The organism is Actinoplanes subtropicus, assembly GCF_000721705.1.
Classification (GTDB): domain Bacteria; phylum Actinomycetota; class Actinomycetes; order Mycobacteriales; family Micromonosporaceae; genus Actinoplanes; species Actinoplanes subtropicus.
The window spans coordinates 115,090-132,811 of the sequence record NZ_JOJL01000004.1; the positions used below are offsets into that span (position 1 = coordinate 115,090).

Genomic DNA, 17,722 nt, shown 5'->3' on the forward strand with positions numbered 1-17,722 from the left:
CAGTATTGCGCCGCGGGGACGTTTCCGGCCTTGCCTGCGATGCATGGGTGACCCCCCTCGCTGGGCGTTGCGGGCCCTGATCGGCGCGCGGGGAGGGTCTTGAAGAGCTCTTGACGAATCGATGCTGTGATCAATGACTCAATGGTTGGCGTGGTAGTGCCAGGACACCTGCTGGGCGGAGAGCGCCGCCGGATAGATGGCCGCCTCGTCCAGCTCGCCGTACCGCAGGTAGTCCGCCGGCCACGCGCCGCCCCAGGTGTCGCCGCCCCACCGCCAGTACCCGGTGAGGTTGGCCGGCGCGGTGTAGGCGGCGGTGGCCACCGGCCGACCGTCCACATAGAGCGTGAGCCCGGTGCCCGGGCTCACGGTGACCGCCGCGTAGTGCCAGCCGCCGTCGAAGTACGTGCCCGGCGACTGTGCGGTACCGGCCGTGCCGGACGCCGTCCCGGCGACCAGGTGCCCGGCGGTGTCCAGAAAGAGCCGGCGGTCGTACGAACCGGAAGAGTTCCCGGCGCCGCTGCTGCCGAAGGAGACCAGGCTCACGCCGTGCGTGCCGCCGTTGAGGCCGGCGCTGCGGAACCAGCACTCGGTGCTGTAGGTGGTCGGACCGGTGAAGGTGTCCGCGGTGTAGAGCGCCCGGCCGTCCGCGCCGAAGGCCATCGCCGTGCTGGCCTGCTGCCCCTGTTGCGCGCCCTGGAGAGCACCCGGCACGCCCAGCGTGGTCTGTGTGCCGCCGCCGTTGTAGAGCGCGCTGACCTCCGGCGCGTCCAGTGCCCGGCGGAACATCTGAACATCGTCGATCCGGCCGGACCACGGTCCCCAGGCCTCGGTGGGATGCGCACCGGTCATCCAGCCACCGAACTCCTTGACCCGGCCGACCTGCAGCGGGCCGGTGGCGGCGAAGACCGACGTGTGCGCGGCCGGGGCCATGGCGACGCCGTCGACATAGAGGGTCACGGTCTGCGCCACGCGGTCGTAGACGCCGATCAGGTGGGTCCAGTTGTTGAGGGCCGCCGAGCCGATCGCCGAGACGGACGAGTCGAACACCGGGTTGTTGTCGTCGGCCGCCCCCTGGGTCACGGCGAACTCCCAGCGGGTGCCGGAGTAGTCGTACCGCAAAAGGAAACCGCTCTTGTTCGTTCCGCTCTGGCTGAGCGCCACCCGGGACATGGCGCCCAGCGTGGTTCCCGACAGGAACACCCAGGCCGAGACGGTGAAGCTCGCGCTGGTGTCGACGCCGGGGGCGGCGCCGGCGACGTAGCTGTTGGTCGAGCCGGTCAGCGAGACCGACTTGGCGCCGGACTGGCCGGCGCCCCACCCGGCCGCCGGGCCGAGCGTCCCGGTGTTCAGATTTCCGGAGTTGTCGACGGTGCTCGTCGCGGCGCCCCCCTCGTCGAACTGCCAGTCGGTCGACGCACCGCCGGTCGGGCCGAGCGTCCACTCCTGTGCGTCCGCCGTGGTGGCGTAGGCGTCCCAGATCCGTACGCTGTCGACGCGGCCGGCCCAGAAGTCCGTACGGGACGTGCTCAGCCCATCGCCCACCTCGAAGGCACCCCCGGAGGCCCAGACGTGGGCGCCGCCGTGGCCGGCCCCGCCGCCCTGCTTGGCCCCGTCGACCCAGAGGTCGATGTGGTTGCCGCTGAACGAGCCGACCAGAAGCGTCCACCTGTTCAGGACCGGAGCGCCGGTCGACTTGGCCACGTCGACCGGCGCCGCAGCGTTGTCGCTGTGCGGCAGCTCGAACGCCCAGCGGCCGAGGGCCTTGTCGTAGCCGAGCTCGAAGGCGCTGGCGTTGACGCCCTGCTGGCTGACCGCGGTGCGGGAGACCGAGTTGTCGGTGAGATAGACCCAGGCGGCGACCGTGAAGGGCGCGTTCGTGGTCACCGCGTTGGTGGCCGTCGCCGCGTAGTCGCTCGTGCCGTTGAAGGAAAGCGCGTTCCCGGATCGGCCGGACGCCGTCCAGCCCGCCCCCGAGATCGTCAGATCGTGCGGCGTGGCGTACGCCGAGAGGTCCCTCGCCGTGCCGCCCGACCCCTCGTCGAACGGCCAGAATCCGGTCCACGAGTCGGGATCGGTGGTGTCGAAGACGCCGGTCCGGCCGTTGCCCGACGAGTCGAGCGCCGTCGTCGAGCCCGGGCTGTCGTTCAGGCGGTAGTAGACCGACGGGTGGTCGGCGGTCACCCGGGTCGGATAGTCCGGGAAGGCCGGCCCGGCGGTGACGGAGTTGCCGGAGCTGGTGCCGGTCGCCGAGAAGGCCGCGAAGGACCGGGGAAGATCGGCGTACCTGGCCAGCACCGCCAGCACGCAGGCCACGGCCAGCGCGCCGGCCGCGACGTGCCACCGTCCGGCGCCGATCTTCTTCAGCATCCTCCCGCCTTTCGACTGGCACGCGCGATAGTTGAGGCGATCAGCTCTGCGCCTCCCAGGTGAAGGTGAGCGACGCGGTGCGACTCTCGGCGGCGTTGTCGTCCTGCAGTTGCCAGTTGAATTCGTACGTCCGGGTGTCCGAGGTGGCGGCCGTCCAGCTGTCCACCCCGGTGGCATAGCCGGGACTGGCCGCGCCGAAAGCGGTCACCGTCTTGGTGGTGTCGATCAGCCCGGCGGGGTTGTAGACGGTCGCGGCGGGGACGAAGTCCGAGCAGTCCACGTTGCCGCCGCTACCCTGCTTGACCTGCAGGGTCAGATAGGACGCGAGGCCGGTGCCGGCGATTCCGGCCGGGGTCAGGTAGAGCCGCACGTGCCCGGTCAGCGAGCCGGTGTAGGTGATCCGCAGGCAGCTGGAGCCGAAGCTGCCCGGGATGGCGCCGGTCACCGAGACGATCGCGTTCGCCGGGCTGCCCAGCGCGACCATCCCGGTCCGCACCTGCGCTCCCGGCATGCCGGCGGTCGCGGCGAACGATGCGTACAGCGGGCGCCAGATCGCCCAGCAGGAGAGCGTCACCACCACTGCGGCGATAGATGCTGCGGCACGGCGCCGCGTAGCCCGGGGCACGCCGGGCCCGTTCGGCACCCGGCCCGGCGAGTTGAGAGTTTCGCCTCGTCCGGGTCAGGTCTGCAGCCGGCCGAAGGTGTAGCGGTCACCGCCGCTATGCCGGGGCGGCGAGAAACCGGGGTACGTGCCGGGCGGGGTCTCGGCGTGGAAATGACCGGCCGGCGCCTGGCCGCCGCTCGGACCGGGCGGCGTGTGGCCGTGGAAGTTGCCGCCGGAGACGTAGCCGCCGGGCTGGCTCGGGAGGTAACCGATTTCCTCGCTGGGGCCGGTGTAGTCGGCCTGCCCGCCGGGTGGGCGGCGGCCGACCGGCGCGAGCGCCTCCGGGCCGCCGGCCAGCGCGGTGAACGCGGCCCACGGCATCCGGTCGACCGGCTCGGCGCTGCCGGTCTCGGCGATCTGGCGGTAGACCTGCGACACCGCGCGCAGGGCGGCGAGCAGCGCGGCGACCGGATGCAGCACCATCCGTACGCCGGCCGCGGCCAGTTCCGCGTCGGTGGCGGCGGGACGGTTTCCGGTCGTCTCCGATCGGTGGAGCACGATCGGCACGTCCGGGATCGCCGCGTGCAGTTCGGCGAGCTCGTTCGGATCGCCGACGCCCGCGGGGAAGACGGCGTCGGCGCCGGCCTCCGCAAAGGCACGGCACCTCGCGATCGCCCCGGTCAGGCCGCTCGCGGCGTACGCATCGGTCCGGGCGATCAGCACGAGCTCCGGCACCTCGGTGGCCAACGCCTTGATCTTGGCGGCCGCCGAGTCGGCGTCGGACATCTCCCGGCCGGCCGGGCGCCCAGCGCCCCGGGGCGAGACCTGATCCTCCAGGTGCAGGCCGGAGATGCCGGCGCGGACGTACGCGTGGCCGGTCCAGACCGCTTCGAGGGGGTTGCCGTAGCCGGTGTCCGCGTCGGCGATCAGCGGCACCCCGTTCAGCGCCGGCGCCAGCGTGCTCGCCCGGTCGGCGATCTGCGTGGCGGCCACGTAGCCCAGGTCGGGACGGCCCAGCATGAGTGCCGAGACCGCGGCACCGGAGAGGTACGCCACCCGGTGGCCCGCCTGCACCGCGAGCGCCGCGGTGGCCGGGTCGTAGATGCCCGGGACGTGGGTGACGTGGTTCGCTCGGAGCAGTGCCCGTAGCTCGTCCGCGCCGGTCATGACGAGGCCTCCCTCTGCCGTGGTCGTGCAGGCATTGTCCGCCCGATCATGGCCGGACGCGCGCCGCGAAACCCGGCCGGGGCCGAAACGCGCCGCGAAACCCGGCCGGGGCCGAAACGTGCCGCGAAACCCGGGTGGGGCGAATCGCGCCGTAGGCGGAGCGGATCAGAGTGTTCGCGCTCCGTCCAGGGTGGACGGGTCGGAACAGCCCATCCCGAACAGCGCGCCGTGCCCTCCTGGTAGAACCACGAACCCGGGCCGCCGTACGGAATGGTGGCGTGGGCCGAGCTTCGCGACCTGCGATGTTATCGTTCACATCATGCTTGCGGCTCGACTTCACGGCGCTGGGGATGTGCGGCTCACGACCGAGGGCGACCCGGTCCCGGCGGCGGGGGAGTCGCTGGTCGAGGTGACCAGCATCGGGCTGTGCGGGTCCGATCTGCACTGGTTCACCGAGGGCGGGATCGGCGACGCCGTCGTGTCGCGGCCGCTCGTGCTGGGTCACGAGATGGCCGGCGTCATCCGCGGCGGCGAGCGGGACGGCGTACGGGTCGCGATCGATCCGGCGATCCCCTGCATGCACTGCGAGCCGTGCCTGGCCGGCGACCCGAACCTCTGCCTGAACATCGTCTTCGCCGGGCACGGCGGCTGCGACGGCGGCCTGCGGCAGCTCATGGCGTGGCCGAGCCATCGACTGCACCCGATCCCCGACACCGTCTCGGACGACGAGGGCGCGCTGCTCGAGCCGCTCGGGGTGGCACTGCACGCGTACGACCGCGCCCATCCGCGCCTCGGCACGACGGTCGCGGTGATCGGTTGTGGTCCGATCGGGCTGATGCTGGTCCAGCTTGCCGGGCTCGCCGGCGCCACCCGGGTGTTCGCGACCGATCCGTTGCCGCACCGGATGGCGGCGGCGATCGGGCACGGCGCGGAACCGCTCGACGGCGGCGAGGCGGACCTGGTCTTCGAGGTCTCCGGCTCGGACGGGGCGGTCGCGACCGCGCTGCGCGCCGCCAAGCCGGGGGCCCGGGTGATCCTGGTCGGCATCCCGGACGGCGACCGTACGACCTTCCCGGCCTCGATCGCTCGCCGCAAGGGACTGACCCTGGTGCTGTCCCGCCGGATGGGCGAGGTCTATCCGCGCGCGATCGAGCTGGCCGCGCGGAAGCGGGTCGATCTGACCTCGCTGGTGTCGGCGGCGTTCCCGCTCGATCGGATCGAGGCGGCGATGACCACGGCGGCCGCGCGCGAGGGTCTCAAGGTCGTCGTCCACCCCTGAGCCGGGGCTTTCGCCCGATTCACGCGCAAAAATACCTGCTACGCGCCAGTAGCTAAGTGAGGCATCGACGTCCTAACATCTATGAAATTGTTTCGCGTTCGTGTCCTCCCTAAGGGGATCCGCCCATGCGCCGAAGCCTCGCCGCTCTCGCGGCCTCCGTCCTCGTCACCGCCCTGGCGGTAGCGCCCACCACCGAAGCCCAGGCGGCGTACGCCACCAACGACTACTGCCTGGGTCAGTGCTCCGACATCCTGCCGCCCGGGCAGAACGGCAACGCCACGCTCGTGGACGTCCTGGCGTCGCAAGCGTTCGGCACGAAGCCGGCCCACTCCGACGACCAGCTCGCGCCCTATGCGAACCTGGCGTACAACTACACCGGCCTCACCGGCGATCAGATCAACACGTTCTTCAACGACAGCTCGTACGGGGTGGCCTCGGCCGACGTCGAGAGCACCACGTCGCCGCGCAGCGACGTCACCATCGTCCGGGACAAGAAGTACGGCATCCCGCACATCACCGGCACGACCCGCTCCGGCCTGATGTACGGCGCCGGCTACGCGGGCGCCCAGGACCGGCTGTTCCTGATGGACCTGATGCGGCACGTCGCGCGCGGGAACTTGACCAGTTTCGCCGGCGGCGCCGTCGGCAACCGGGAGCTCGAGCAGAGCGTCTGGCGCACGTCGCCGTACACCGAGGCGGACCTGCAGTCGCAGATCGACACGCTGAAGGCGTCCGGGACGCGCGGCGCCCAGCTCTATGCCGACGTGCAGGACTACCTCGCCGGGATCAACAAGTACATCGCCGACTGCATGGCGAACCGGAACTGCCCGGGTGAGTACGTGCTGACCGGTCACCTCGACTCGGTCACCAACGCCGGCGGACCGGTCAACTTCACCATGACCGATCTGGTGGCGATCGCCGGCGTGATCGGTGGCCTGTTCGGCGGGGGCGGCGGCACCGAGATGCAGTCCGCGCTGGTCCGGATCGCGGCGCGGGCCAAGTACGGCACCACCATCGGCGATCAGGTCTGGCAGCAGTTCCGCGAGCAGAACGATCCCGAAGCGGTCCTCACCCTGCACAACGGCCAGAGCTTCCCGTACGGGTCGGGCGACCCGAACGCGGCGGGCGTGGCGATGCCGGACGCCGGAACCGCCACGCCCGAACCGATCGTGTTCGATCAGACCGGTTCGGCGGCGACCGCGGCCACCGGGACCAGCGCGATCGCCAACTCGCTGAGCACGCTCACCATCAACAGCTCGCAACGCGGCATGTCCAACGCCGCGGTGGTGTCGGCGGCGAACTCGGCCACCGGTCACCCGGTCGCCGTCTTCGGACCGCAGACCGGCTACTTCGCGCCGCAACTGCTCATGGTGCAGGAGCTGGAGGGCCCGGGGATCAGCAGCCGGGGCATCGCCTTCTCCGGCCTCAACCTGTACACGCTGATCGGGCGCGGCCCGGACTACGCGTGGAGCGCCACCTCCGCCATCCAGGACATCACCGACACGTTCGCGGTGAAGCTCTGCAACGCCGACGGCAGCGCGGCCACCCTGGCCTCGACCAGCTACCTCTACCACGGCACCTGCACCGCGATGGAGGCGCTGACCCAGACCAACTCGTGGAAGCCGACGACCGCGGACTCCACCGCGGCCGGTTCCTACCGGCTGACCATGCAGCGCACCAAGTACGGCCTGGTCACCTGGCGCGGCCTGGTCGGTGGGGCGCCGACCGCGTTCACCAGCCTCCGCTCGACGTACCGGCACGAGGCGGACTCGGCGATCGGTTTCCAGATGTTCAACGAACCCGATCAGATGGGCACCGCGGCGGCCTTCATGAACTCCGCCTCGAACGTCACGTTCGCGTTCAACTGGTTCTACGTCAACTCGACCGACTCGGCGGTGTACACCTCGGGTGCCGAACCGATCCGGGCGAGCGGCGCCGATCCGAACCTGCCCACCAAGGGCGAGCAGGCGTACGAGTGGCAGGGCTGGAACCCGGCCACCAACTCCGCCACGTATGTCGCGGCGTCGGGGCACCCGCAGGGGTCGAACCAGGACTACTTCGTCAGCTGGAACAACAAGCAGGCGAGCGACTTCGGCGCCGCCGACGGCAACTTCAGCTTCGGCTCGGTGCACCGCGCCGACCTGCTCGACAAGCCGCTCAAGGCGGGCATCGCGGCCGGCACCAAGTACGACCGGGCGTCGCTGGCGAAGGTGGTCGAATCGGCGGCCACCACCGACCTGCGCGGCACGGAGGTGCTGCCGGTGCTGCTGCGGGTGATCGACACGGCGACGGTGACCGACTCGGCGCAGGCGGCCGCGATCGCGAAGCTGCGCACCTGGCTCGCCGCCGGGGCGCATCGGCAGGAGACGTCGGCCGGCAGCAAGGCGTACGCGAACGCCGACGCCATCCGCATCTTCGACGCCTGGTGGCCGAAGCTCGTGCAGGCCGCCTTCCAGTCCGGGCTCGGCGACGACCTGTTCCAGTCGCTGGTGAACGCCATCCAGATCAACGAGTCGCCGTCCGGCGGGCAGACCGGCCCGGTGTCGAATCTGCCGACCAGCGCGAACGAGGCCCAGGCGCACAAGGGCTCGTCGTTCCAGTACGGCTGGTGGGGCTACGTCGACGAGGACCTGCGGGCCACCCTCGGCGACACCGTGCCCGGCTGGTCGACCAAGTACTGCGGCGGCGGCGTGGTCAGCACGTGCCGCAGCGCGCTGCTGACCAGTCTGACCGCGGCGCTCGCCGAGCCGGCGAACACCACGTACCCGGGCGACACGCACTGCTCGGCCGGCGATCAGTGGTGCGCCGACGCGATCCTGCAGTCCCCGCTGGGCGGCGTGAACCACGATCTGATCGCCTGGCAGAACCGGCCGACCTACCAGCAGGTGGTGTCGTTCCCGGCCAAGCGCGGCGACGACATCTCGAACCTGACCGCGGCCAAGACGGCGACCGCGTCCAGCACGCAGAGCGGGTACCCCGCCTCGAACGCGGTGGACGGGAGCCCGACCAGCCGCTGGGCCAGTTCGTGGGCCGACAACCAGTGGATCCAGGTCGACCTCGGCGCCACCAAGCCGGTCGCCCGGGTGATCGTGCGCTGGGAGGACGCCTACGCCACCGCGTACAAGATCGAAACCTCCACCGACGGTACGACGTGGACCCAGGCCGCCACGGTGACCGGGGCGAACGGCGGGCTGGACACGGTCACCTTCCCGGCCGTGAACGCCCGATATCTGCGCCTGACCGGTCAGACCCGGGCGACGTCGTACGGGTTCTCCATCTACGAGCTGGAGGCCTACTCACACTGATCAGCCGGACGACCGCTCCGGTCGGTCGCCCCCCGGGACGGCTGACCGGACGGCCGGGCCGCCGGGCCGGACAGATCCTCCGGACCGTCCGGCCCGGCGGCGGTCCAGGTCTCGTAGTCAGGATCGGCGGCGACCCGCAGCCGCCTCAGGTCGCGGGAGTCGACGTATCGTCTCCGGGCAGGGAACGGCCGGCCGCCCAGAGCAGGCCGCGCTCGGTCAGCGTCCGGGTCTGCGGGACGCCGAGGTCGGCCGGCGCGTGCCCGAGGGTGCAGACGAAGACCCGGCCGGCGCCGAACGGGCGGACCCAGGCCACCGGCATGACCGCTCCGGCCGTCTCCGGCGCATCCGGGGTGCCCGCGAACGTGGTGGTGGCCAGCACCTCGAGCGTGGGATCGACGTGGCAGTAGTACTGCTCGGTGTGCACCGCGAAGCCGGCGACGCCGTTCGTGATCGGGTGATCGGAAGTGATCTCGACCCGGTAGTTGACGAAGCCTCCGGGGTGGAAGAGGAACCGGCCGCCGACCATGTACTGGTAACCGCTTGCCTCGTAGCCGACGGCGAGGACTCCGCCGTGCCAGCCGGCGAAGCCCGCTCCGGCGCGGACCCGCGCGACCAGCCCCTGCTCCTGCTCGGTGGTGAATCGGCCGCGCGTCCAGCACTGGACGATCAGGTCGGCCTCGGCGAGGGCGTCCGCATCGGTGTACACGTCGAGGGTGTCGGCCGTCCATACGGCGATTCCCTGGTTTTCGAGGAAGTCGCGGAACAGCTCCGTGCAGGCGACCGGCTCGTGCCCGGCCCAGCCGCCGCGAACGATCAGTGCTCTCACGTCGCAGGGATCTCCTTGACCGGATAGCGGCGGGCATCGTGCGCCTCGGGCGCGGGGTTCCATCTGCGCCGATCGAAGCGACCCCGTTCACGATATGACCGCCGAGTCGTGCACGTCGTCCGACCGGCTCGATTTCTTCGGGGCCGGCGAGGCCATGTCGATCGGTCACGATCGTTTCTGGGCTGATCCGGTCACACGAGGCCGAGGCCGCGGCGACCGATCTCGTTCAGTTGGGCGGCCGGGAAGCGATTCGGCCAGTCTCGCTCGTAGTGCTCGGCGGGGAAGTCGCTCGGGCTGTCGCCGGTCCGGAAGGCCTCGCGCACCGATGCGGCGTAGGCCTCGTTGCGGGGACACCACGGCGCGGCCGGGATGTACATGACGTTGCCCCAGCCCTTCTGTGCCTCGACGGGTGCGACGCTGTGGATCATGTCGCAGTGCCACCAGACCGAGTCGCCGGCCCGCACGTCGGGGATGCCGGAGAGGGCCTCCATGAGCGGGGCGTGCCATTTGTGGCCGGCCGGGAAGACGTGGTCGACCGTCACGCCGCACATGTCGTCGTCGGGGACGTCGGGCAGCAGCGGGCGCAGCATCAGGTAGGCCATCGCCTCCGGGATCGGGACGGTGTGCAGGACGCCCTGGTCGTGGTCCATGTCGGACAGTGCGGTCCAGCCCTGGAAGGTGCGGAAGGCGGAGCACATGGTGGAGCCCGGATACTGCGGCCCGGCGGTGCGGTGGGCGGCGTCCCACGGGTCGTACCGCTCGACGCTGCCGTCGAAGAGGTGGCGGAACGCCTGCTGGTAGGCGCGGGTCATCCACAGGTCGAGGGTGCCCGGGTCGAGGTGGGTGCCGAGGCCGGCCGAGTCGGCGCCCTCGGGCCGGCGGCGGATGCGATCGGGGTAGAGCGAGTCGCGATCGGGGTCGAACCATCGCACGCCATCCGACTCGTGCCGCCACAGATGGTTGAGGAACGACTGGACGGCGGCCATCCGCGGGCTCTGCCGGGCCTGCATCTGCGCCGGCGACCAGTAGATCGGGTAGATCTCGGGCTTCGAACCGACGCTGCCGAAGAAGTCGTCGCCGGGGCCGCGGTAGTTCTCGAAGAAGTGGTTGCCCTCGACGTAGTCGACGATGTCGCGATCCCAACCGAGCGCTTGCTCGCGGTCGAAGTGGCCGCGCACGACCAGGCAACCGCGGCGGCGCAGCAACTCGAGCTGGCTCGCCGGGACGGTGCCGGCCTCGATGTCGGCGAACTCGATGACCGGCCAGATCGGTTCCGCTCGGCGGCGGGCCGCGGCGATCTCGTCGATCGCTGACTGGACGCGTCGCTCGACGACCGCGAAGACCTCCTCGACCGTACGGCCGGAAGTGGCGATTCTGGCCCGGAGGGCGGTTTTGATCTCGCGGGTGGCGGCTCGGAGGTCGGTCGGCGTCTGTTCCCAATGCGGCAGAGTCACGGTGTATCCCTTCTGGGAAGCTCTCCTTACTTGAAAGGACCGTAGGTGCCGGTGCGGATACAAGGCAAGAGGGTTGACTAGTATTGGCACATGGAGCCGACCAGGCCGTCGCAGGATCTCGTGCGGGCGCTGACCGACGAGCACGTGCTCCGGGCGCTGATGCGGCACCGGCGGCTGACCCGGGCCGAACTGGCCGCGGAGATCGGGATCTCGAAGCCGACGGCGGGGGAGAGCGTCCGGCGGCTGACCGAGCGGGGGCTGGTCGCCGACACCGGGGAGCGCACCCAGGGTGGGCGGGGGCGCGGCCGGGTCGGTTCGTATTACGCGATCGCGCCGACGGTCGGGGTGGCGCTCGCGATCACCATCACGCCGGCCGGCGTCGTGACCGAGTGCATCGACGTGTACGGGGACACGGTGGCGCGAGCGGTCCGGCAGGTCGACCGCACGACCTGGCCGCGCCAGGTGGCGGCCGCGTTGCGGGAGTCGGTCGCCGAGGCATGCGTGGCCGCGGACCTGGACAGCGCCACGGTCGTGAACGGCGCCGCGGCCGTGAACAGCGCCACGGCCGTTGGTGGTGCGGCGGCGATGGGTGGTGCGGCGGTTGCGGGCGGTGCTGAGGGAGGTGGCGCGGCGCAGCGGCGACCGATCCGGCTTGCGGTGATCGGGGCGGCGGACCCGGTGGATCGGTCGAGTGGCCGCCTCGTGCATCTGCCGGACGCGCCGTTCCTGGTTGGTGAGCTCGACCCGGTCGCCCTCCTCGACCCGATCGAGGTGGTGGTCGACAACGATGTGAACTGGGCGGCGCTGGCCGAACCGGATCGTGCGCGCGACTTCGCCTACCTCTTCCTCGGTGACGGCCTCGGCTGCGCGATCGTGAGCGACGGCGCGATCCGGCGCGGCCACAGCGGCCTGGCCGGCGAGGTCGCCCACGTGTTGACCACCGGGCCGGGCGGCCGATCGGTTCCGTTCATCGACGTCTTCCGGGAGTTGGGCCTGCGCCGTCCCGGCTCGACCGCGATCGATGGCGATCGGCTGCTCAAAACCGATCCCGCCGATCGCGAGGCGATCGGGTCGGCCGTTTCTGGGGTGATCGCGGCGATTGTGGCGTTTGTCGATCCCCGAGAGGTCGTGATCGGGGGCACCTGGGGGCCGGCGCTGATCGAGGAGATCGGCGAGGCGACGGGACGCTCGCCGCGGCCGGTTCCGCTCCGGGTGGCGGCCGCCGGTATCGGGGATCCCGTGCTGGCCGGCGTGCGCGCGGAGGCCCTGGATCGATTACGAGCATCTCTGATCGCTTGACGCTCTTCCGCCATGTGGCCATGGTCACTAACCTGAGCAGCATTCACCTTTGGCGGAGGAGCGGGAGGGTGAGCGTGGGCTCGCTGTCAGGGTTTCCGGACGGGTTCGTGGTGGGCGTCTCGACCGCCTCGTACCAAATCGAGGGCGCGGTGCGCGAGGACGGCCGCGGCCCGTCCATCTGGGACACGTTCGCGCACACGCCCGGCCGCGTGCTGAACGGCGACACCGGCGACGACGCCTGCGATCACTACCACCGGTACGCCGACGACCTCGGGCTGATGGCGGAGCTCGGCGTCGACGCGTACCGCTTCTCGATCGCCTGGCCCCGCGTCCAGCCGGAGGGGTCCGGGGAGCCCAACCCGGGCGGCCTTGATTTCTACGACCGCCTGGTCGACGGCCTGATCGAGCGCGGCATCACCCCGCTGCCGACCCTCTTCCACTGGGACCTGCCGCAGGCGCTCGAGGACCAGGGCGGCTGGCTGAACCGGGAAACCGCTTTCCGCTTCGGCGAGTACGCGGCGCTGGTCGCCGACCGCCTCGGCGACCGCGTCCGGCGGTGGATCACGCTGAACGAGCCGATCGTGCACATGGCGCAGGGCTACGCGTTCGGGACCCACGCCCCCGGCCGCCAGCTGATGCTCGACGCGCTGCCGGTCGCCCACCACCAACTGCTCGGGCACGGTTTGGCGGCCCGGGCGATCAAGGACCGTGGCGCCGGCGAGGTGATGATCACCAACAACTGCACGCCGGTCGAGGCCGCCTCGTCGTCCGAGGAGGACCAGATCGCGGCGGTGGTCTACGACGCGTTCCACAATCGGCTCTTCAACGATCCCGTCCTGAAGGGAACGTATCCGGAATTTCTGGCGGCGGGCCTGGAGGGCATCGTCCAGGCCGACGATATGACGATAATTCGGGCAAACAATGACGCGCTGGGCATCAACTACTACAACCCGACCCGGGTGCGCGCGGCCGAGGGCGACCTTCCGTTCGAGACCGTGCCGATCGAGGGCGTGCCGACCACCGCGTTCGGCTGGCCGGTCGTGCCGGACGGCCTGCATGCCCTGCTCACCGGCCTGAAAGCGACCTACGGCGACGACCTCCCGCCGATCTACATCACCGAGAACGGCTGCTCCACCGCCGAGGGCCTCGACGACCAGTTCCGCATCGACTACCTCGACGGCCACCTCGCCGCCGTCCGCCGTGCGATCACCGACGGTGTCGACGTCCGCGGCTACTTCGTGTGGTCGCTGATGGACAACTTCGAGTGGGCCGAGGGCTACAGCCAGCGCTTCGGCCTGGTGCACATCGACTTCAAAACCTTTGCGCGGACGCCGAGGGACAGCTATCGCTGGTTGCAGTCCGCCCTGCGAGACCGATGATGACCACGGCCGTCACCGAGCGGGTCGGTGCCCGCTGGATCGCATTGCTGTCGCTGGCCAACCTGGGCCTGTGGATGGGCTACTTCGGCCCGCTGCAGGTCCTGCTGCCCAACCAGATCGAGGACATCGCCCCCGCGCACAAGGAGACCGCGCTCGGCGTCATCACCGCCATCGGCGCCCTGGTCGCGGTGGTCGTCGGCCCGCTCGCGGGGGCGCTCTCCGACGTCACCACCGCCCGTACCGGACGACGACACACCTGGATCGTGGCCGGCGCCCTCTTCGGCGGCGCCGCGCTCGTCTTCCTCAACGGCCAGCACACCCTGGTCTGGGTCGGCATCGGCTGGTGCCTGGCCCAGGCCGGCCTCAACACCCTGCAGGCCGGGCTCACCGCGGTCGTCCCCGATCAGACCCCGGTCAACCAGCGGGGCCTGGTCTCCGGCTGGGTCGGCCTCACCCAGTCCGTGGGCGTGGTGGCCGGCGTCCTGCTGGTCACCGCGGTCGACGGCGGCTACCTGGCGATCGCCCTGGTCGTGGTGCTGACCGCGGTGCCGTTCGTGCTGGCCACCCGTGATCCGGCCATCGCCGAGCCGCCCCGCTTCTCCGCGTTCAAGTTCGACGCCTTCCGCGACCGCGACTTCGCCTGGGCGTTCGGCACCCGCTTCCTGGTGCAGCTGGGCAACGCGATGGCCACCCTCTACCTGCTCTATTTCCTGCGCGACAAGGTGCACTACGCCAACGCCGACGACGGCCTGGCGCTGCTGATCGTCATCTACACGGTCGCCACCGTCCTGACCGTGGTGGTCGGCGGCGTGATCTCCGACCGCACCGGCCGCCGCAAGCCGTCGGTGATCGTCTCCGGCTACGTGATGGCCGTGGCCGCCCTGATCCTGGCCTTCTGGCCGACGTGGACCGGCGCCATCGTCGCCGCCGTGATCCTGGGGCTCGGCTTCGGCGTCTACCTCTCCGTCGACCAGGCCCTGATCACCCAGGTGCTCCCCGCCGCCGACGACCGGGCCCGCGACCTGGGCGTCATCAACATCGCCAACTCGGCGCCCCAGGTTTTGGGCCCGGCAATCGCTTTCCCGCTGGTGTCCTACCTGGGCGGCTACCCGACGCTGTTTCTGGGCGCGGCCGCGGTGACCATCCTGGGTTCCGTGCTGGTGACCCGCATCCGGGGAATCGAATAGCTCTACGACGAGCCTGAGCGTCTGGCCTCGAGCGCGTCGAGCAGCGTGGCGGAGATGCCCGCCAGCTGGTCGAGCTGCTCGGGACTCAGCGCGTCGACGACGGCCTCGCGTACCGCCGCCACGTGGCCGGGCGCGATGGCGACCACCTGGGCGTAGCCCGCGTCGGTGAGGACGGCCAGGCTGCCGCGCCCGTCCTCCCGGGTGGGCTCCCGGCGGACCCACCCGCGCCGCTCCAGCTTCGCCACCACCTGGGACATCCGCGGCCGGGAGCCGTTCACCATCCGGGCGAGCTCGTTCATCCGCATCGCCCGTCCCGGCGCCTCGGACAGCGCGGACAGCACCCCGTAGTCGACCTGGGTCAGGCCGGCGTCGCGTTTCAGCTGCGCCTCCACCTCGCCGGGCACCAGCATCAGCACGGCCACGAACAGCCGCCAGGCCTGCTCCTCCCGCGTGGTCAGCCACCGCGCCGGCTCCACCGCACCGCACCTCCTGTGATGATCGTCTCATAAGTTGTAGCTACAACTATATGCGCCTAGCGTGAGGCAGGTAGTTAAAGCTGCAACAACCTGGGAGGTCAATCCGATGGCCACATTCAGCAGGCGGCGCGCACTCGGCGCCGGCGGCGTCATCCTCGGCGCCGCCGCGCTCGGTACCTCGATCGCCGGCAGCGCTTCGGCGGACGGCGGCGGCTCCACGCAGGCGGCGTTCGGGGCCGGAAAGCCCTTGCCCGAGGAGCGCAAATCGCTCGACCAGCTGTACGCCGAGGCCAAGCGGGAGGGCGGCGAGCTCGTCGTCTACGCCGGCGGCGACACCCCGGACCAGCAGGACGCCACCAAGCAGGCGTTCCGGTCCCAGTTCCCGGACATCAACCTGAAGATCATCGTGGACTACAGCAAATACCACGACGTACGGGTGGACAACCAGCTGGCTACGAACTCGCTGGTGCCGGACGTGGTGCAGTTGCAGACGCTGCAGGACTTCCCCCGGTGGAAGGACCAGGGCGTGCTCCTGCCGTACAAGCCGGCCGGGTTTTCCGCTCTTTACCCGCGCTTCCGCGACCCGGACGGCGCCTGGGTGGGCATCGCGGTCTACGCCTTCAGCTACATGTACGACGCCGGCCTCGGCGACGGCGGCCCGGCCACTCCCCGCGACCTGGCCGACCCCCGCTGGCGCGGCGCCATCGCCTCGTCGTATCCGAACGACGACGACGCCGTGCTGTACCTGTACAAGCTCTATGCCGAGACCTACGGCTGGGACTGGGTTCGCCGCCTTGCCGCCCAGGACATTGTCTTCGGCCGCGGCACTCCCACGCCGATCGTGGCGGTGGCGAGCAAGCAGAAGCCGGTCGGCATCGGCGGAGCCGGCTCGCTGACCGGGCCCATCGCGCCCGGGGTGAAGTGGGTCGCGGCCGACGGGCATCCGTTCATGGCCTGGGCGCAGCGGGCGGCGATCCTGGCTCGCGCCAAGCACCCGGCGGCGGCAAGGCTTTACCTCAACTGGCAGCTCTCCGCTCCGGTCCAGCAGGCGTCCTTCGACGGCTGGTCGGTGCGGACCGATGTGAAGCCGGCCGGTGGGCTCGAGCCGATCTGGAAGTACCCGAACGCGCATCTCGACGGCTTCCCGCGGTTCATGGCCGACCGCGCCGAGGTCGAGCGCTGGAAGCAGACGTTCACCCTCTACTTCGGAGAGGTCGAGGGCGCGCCCACGCCCGGCGTGCTCGGCCTGCACCCCGGCGCCTGAGCGATCGGGCTCTCGGGCGAGGCGGGCGGAGCCCGCGAGCCCGGGACGCCCCGTGGGAAGCCCGGCGGCCGGGCGCGGAGCGTTCGGATCGCTCAGCGGCCCGGCACGCCGGGGACTTTTCTCACGCGTACGTGGGAATGGTTGGGAAAATGACCCGCCGGCAGCGACCTGCGCTGCCGGCGGACCCCCGATGGTTTTTTCAGTTCGACTTGAGCGGGAAGCCGGGAATCGCCTTGGTCTTGCCGCCGGTGGGGGCGATCGCGAACCATTTGCCGTTGATGCCCTGGCCGTTGAGGTCGCCCGGGTTCGCGTCGGCGATGAAGTAGTAGACCGGCCAGCCGTTGATGGTGACCTGGCAGGTGTGGTCGGCGCGCTCGACGTAGCCGATGAGTTGCGGATCGATGCCCTTGGGGAAGATCTTGCCGGGGGATTTGATGAGCAGCGGCGGCCAGGCGGTGGCGCAGGAACCGTTGCAGTTCGACTTCGGCGGCTTGTTGGTGTCGTTGTCGAAACGGTACAGCGTGCGGCCGGCGCCGTCGGTCACATAGGTGCCGATCTGGGCATTATCGGTCGCGTTCAGCTCGACGGTGTGGCTGCCCTTGGTCTTGTCGGCGTTCGGTTTGATGTCGGTCGCCGAGGGGCCGTTGAAGATTTTCACCCATTTCTGGGTCTTCACGACCACCGGGGTCCCCACGCCGCCGCCGGAACCCTGACCGGTCGCGGATGCGCTGGGGGAATCCGAGGCAGTGGGGGACGGAGCAGCCTCGGACGCGTCCGCGCCGGTCAGGTCGCCGGGACCATCGGTGTTCGGGGGAGCGTCGGGCGACCGGGTCAACGCGATCGGGAGCTGGATCGCGTCGGTCGACGGCGCCTTCTGGCTGCCGCAGCCCGCGAGGCCGGTCAATCCGGCCAGCGTGACCACGATGACCGTCGTCAATTGCCTGCGTGTCATCATGGCTGCCTCTCCTTCCACCGCCCGGCTGGATCCGGGCCTGCCATCCACACGCCGCCGTGGCAAGGGCGGTTCACCCGGCTGTGCCAAAGTCCCAAGATCTTTGATCCGGGTGAGCGACCTGGTCGTATCTCAGGTAGCCGCGGCGCAGTACGTTCTTCGA

At 70.6% G+C, this 17,722-nt stretch carries 13 protein-coding genes; 6 read left to right on the top strand and 7 right to left on the bottom strand.

The features are described 5' to 3' along the window. Positions 1 to 138 precede the first annotated feature (138 nt). The 3 genes from IH26_RS0106325 to IH26_RS0106335 all read right to left on the bottom strand — a co-directional run bounded on the left by IH26_RS0106325 (position 139) and on the right by IH26_RS0106335 (position 4,138). Complete coding sequence (locus IH26_RS0106325; protein WP_030435157.1) at positions 139 to 2,367, bottom strand: LamG domain-containing protein; 2,229 nt, start codon at positions 2,365 to 2,367, stop codon at positions 139 to 141. Positions 2,368 to 2,407: 40 nt separating this feature from the next. Beyond that, positions 2,408 to 2,944 (bottom strand): hypothetical protein, encoded by a 537-nt coding sequence (locus tag IH26_RS61195; RefSeq protein WP_169789725.1) that lies wholly within the window; start codon positions 2,942 to 2,944, stop codon positions 2,408 to 2,410. Between the two features lie 102 nt (positions 2,945 to 3,046). Beyond that, positions 3,047 to 4,138, bottom strand: a complete 1,092-nt coding sequence (locus tag IH26_RS0106335) for an isocitrate lyase/PEP mutase family protein (RefSeq protein ID WP_030435159.1) — start codon at positions 4,136 to 4,138, stop codon at positions 3,047 to 3,049. 352 nt (positions 4,139 to 4,490) lie between these two features. Here IH26_RS0106335 and IH26_RS0106340 point away from each other — a divergent pair, with 352 nt between their 5' ends. Beyond that, positions 4,491 to 5,417, top strand: a complete 927-nt coding sequence (locus tag IH26_RS0106340) for an alcohol dehydrogenase catalytic domain-containing protein (RefSeq protein WP_084598666.1) — start codon at positions 4,491 to 4,493, stop codon at positions 5,415 to 5,417. A 125-nt stretch (positions 5,418 to 5,542) separates the two neighbouring features. Then, the gene (locus IH26_RS0106345; protein WP_030435161.1) at positions 5,543 to 8,722 is read left to right on the top strand and encodes a penicillin acylase family protein; all 3,180 of its coding nucleotides are present in this window, start codon (positions 5,543 to 5,545) and stop codon (positions 8,720 to 8,722) included. Between the two features lie 145 nt (positions 8,723 to 8,867). Here the strand turns inward: IH26_RS0106345 and IH26_RS0106350 are convergent, their stop codons facing one another. Together IH26_RS0106350 and IH26_RS0106355 are read right to left on the bottom strand one after the other, a co-directional pair. Then, positions 8,868 to 9,548 (bottom strand): ThuA domain-containing protein, encoded by a 681-nt coding sequence (locus IH26_RS0106350; protein WP_030435162.1) that lies wholly within the window; start codon positions 9,546 to 9,548, stop codon positions 8,868 to 8,870. Between the two features lie 191 nt (positions 9,549 to 9,739). After that, complete coding sequence (locus IH26_RS0106355) at positions 9,740 to 11,002, bottom strand: DUF1479 domain-containing protein (protein WP_030435163.1); 1,263 nt, start codon at positions 11,000 to 11,002, stop codon at positions 9,740 to 9,742. Between the two features lie 90 nt (positions 11,003 to 11,092). Between IH26_RS0106355 and IH26_RS0106360 the strand changes: the two genes are divergently transcribed. The 3 genes from IH26_RS0106360 to IH26_RS0106370 all read left to right on the top strand — a co-directional run bounded on the left by IH26_RS0106360 (position 11,093) and on the right by IH26_RS0106370 (position 14,867). Next, complete coding sequence (locus IH26_RS0106360; RefSeq protein ID WP_030435164.1) at positions 11,093 to 12,301, top strand: ROK family transcriptional regulator; 1,209 nt, start codon at positions 11,093 to 11,095, stop codon at positions 12,299 to 12,301. A 68-nt stretch (positions 12,302 to 12,369) separates the two neighbouring features. Further along, positions 12,370 to 13,680, top strand: a complete 1,311-nt coding sequence (locus IH26_RS0106365; RefSeq protein WP_425394366.1) for a GH1 family beta-glucosidase — start codon at positions 12,370 to 12,372, stop codon at positions 13,678 to 13,680. Then, positions 13,677 to 14,867 carry an MFS transporter gene (locus IH26_RS0106370; protein ID WP_245664960.1) on the top strand — a complete coding sequence of 397 codons (1,191 nt, stop codon included), beginning with the start codon at positions 13,677 to 13,679 and terminating at the stop codon, positions 14,865 to 14,867. The genes IH26_RS0106365 and IH26_RS0106370 overlap by 4 nt, the downstream gene beginning before the upstream one ends. Positions 14,868 to 14,869: 2 nt before the next feature. Here the strand turns inward: IH26_RS0106370 and IH26_RS0106375 are convergent, their stop codons facing one another. Continuing rightward, positions 14,870 to 15,343 (bottom strand): MarR family winged helix-turn-helix transcriptional regulator, encoded by a 474-nt coding sequence (locus IH26_RS0106375; RefSeq protein WP_030435167.1) that lies wholly within the window; start codon positions 15,341 to 15,343, stop codon positions 14,870 to 14,872. A 106-nt stretch (positions 15,344 to 15,449) separates the two neighbouring features. On the opposite strand from IH26_RS0106375, the gene IH26_RS0106380 reads away from it, so the two are divergent. Then, positions 15,450 to 16,607 (top strand): ABC transporter substrate-binding protein, encoded by a 1,158-nt coding sequence (locus tag IH26_RS0106380; protein WP_030435168.1) that lies wholly within the window; start codon positions 15,450 to 15,452, stop codon positions 16,605 to 16,607. Between the two features lie 199 nt (positions 16,608 to 16,806). On the opposite strand, the gene IH26_RS0106385 is transcribed toward IH26_RS0106380, so the two are convergent. Beyond that, positions 16,807 to 17,649 (bottom strand): COG4315 family predicted lipoprotein, encoded by an 843-nt coding sequence (locus tag IH26_RS0106385; RefSeq protein WP_245664962.1) that lies wholly within the window; start codon positions 17,647 to 17,649, stop codon positions 16,807 to 16,809. Positions 17,650 to 17,722 lie beyond the last annotated feature (73 nt).